The sequence below is a fragment of the Deltaproteobacteria bacterium CG11_big_fil_rev_8_21_14_0_20_42_23 genome (assembly GCA_002796345.1).
Taxonomy (GTDB): domain Bacteria; phylum UBA10199; class UBA10199; order 2-02-FULL-44-16; family 2-02-FULL-44-16; genus 1-14-0-20-42-23.
Genome location: PCXC01000024.1, coordinates 1 through 1,292 on the forward strand (window position 1 = coordinate 1; position 1,292 = coordinate 1,292).

Sequence of the window (1,292 nt, forward strand, 5' to 3'; positions counted from 1 at the left end):
GTTACTCCCACGGTAAAATGTCCTCCCTTATTCCAAGGATAGAATGTCCTCCCCTGTTGGTAACTTCTTGATATCCTTAGCTTTATATTGGAAGACTCCAATCTCTTGGTTCTGGTAGTATATTTTCAATTTTTTTGCCAAGTTTATTCGAAGTTCAACGTTCGCTTTGGCGTAGCTGATGCGATAGCGATTGGGCTCGATTTGATACGTTTTGCCTTCGAAGCTGATGGTGTTGTCGGCTTTCACTTTCCTCGTGTGCTTGATGCAAAAAATGCTTTCTAGGGAGATGTTTTTGGGCAACTTGCTAAAAGCAGCATTCTTCTTAAACCTTGCGGCTGGAATTTCTTTCGTCACGCTGTGGAGGTGGCAGTTGTTGTACCATGTGACCCAACGTTGCAGCATTTTATTGGCCTCATCAATCGTGCTCACCTTGCTCAATTGCAATTCATTGACGAGGCGGTCTTGCATAAAGCGGAACAAGCGTTCGATTTTCCCTTTGCCTTGCGGTTGATAGGGCGTTGAGTGAATGCACTCGATGCCAAGTTCTGTTACAGATCGCTTCCACTGTGAGATTGTTTCGCGTTCTTCTTTGCTGCGCATGCGGTAAAAGCTGTACATTCCACACTTTGGTTTTTTGTTGAGCGGATTGTAAATCGGATTGTTGTCCGTGTAATACGCGAATGGCGTGCCTTTGCTGGCGATGGTCATCCAACTCACTTCCATGTTGGAAAGAACGTCATCATGATGCGAGAACATTGCTGCGGTGATAAACCTTGAGTGATCGTCCAGATCAACGATTAAACGCCACGCTTCTTTGGCGCTTGGAACCCAGAGGTGAATCGAGGTGTCGCGTTGGATGAGAATGCCAGGTCGCAGAGCTTCGAAGCGCTTGCGATGTTTTTTTCTGCGCTTTTGCACGCGATCGACTAAATGTTCTTGCAAGAACAACGTGCGATAAAACTCATGACTTCGTGTGATGCCATGCACTTCACGCAAACGATCACGAAAATGCGACAGATTCAAACTGCGATAAACCTCTCGGCGCAATCTCAAAATCTCTTCTCGCTCACCATCAGCAACACGCTGTGTTGAACGATGAACTCGTTGAAAGCAAAGTCCCATGACGCCAGAGCTTTCGAGTTTCCGGCGCAGACGACGCACCTGACGAACGCTCAGCTTCATCAGCTGCGCCGCTTCACGATTGGACATCCTGCCAAGTGAAATCTCCTGCAATACTTCTGCTCGCTTCACTGCTTTCATTAATGCCTCCACATGCATAAACCCTCCAAGCC

1 protein-coding gene is annotated in these 1,292 nt (G+C 47.1%); it reads right to left on the reverse strand.

The annotated features are described in order from the left end of the window. Positions 1 to 27: 27 nt before the first annotated feature. Positions 28 to 1,278, reverse strand: a complete 1,251-nt coding sequence (locus COV43_02660) for a hypothetical protein (protein ID PIR26099.1) — start codon at positions 1,276 to 1,278, stop codon at positions 28 to 30. Positions 1,279 to 1,292: the final 14 nt, after the last annotated feature.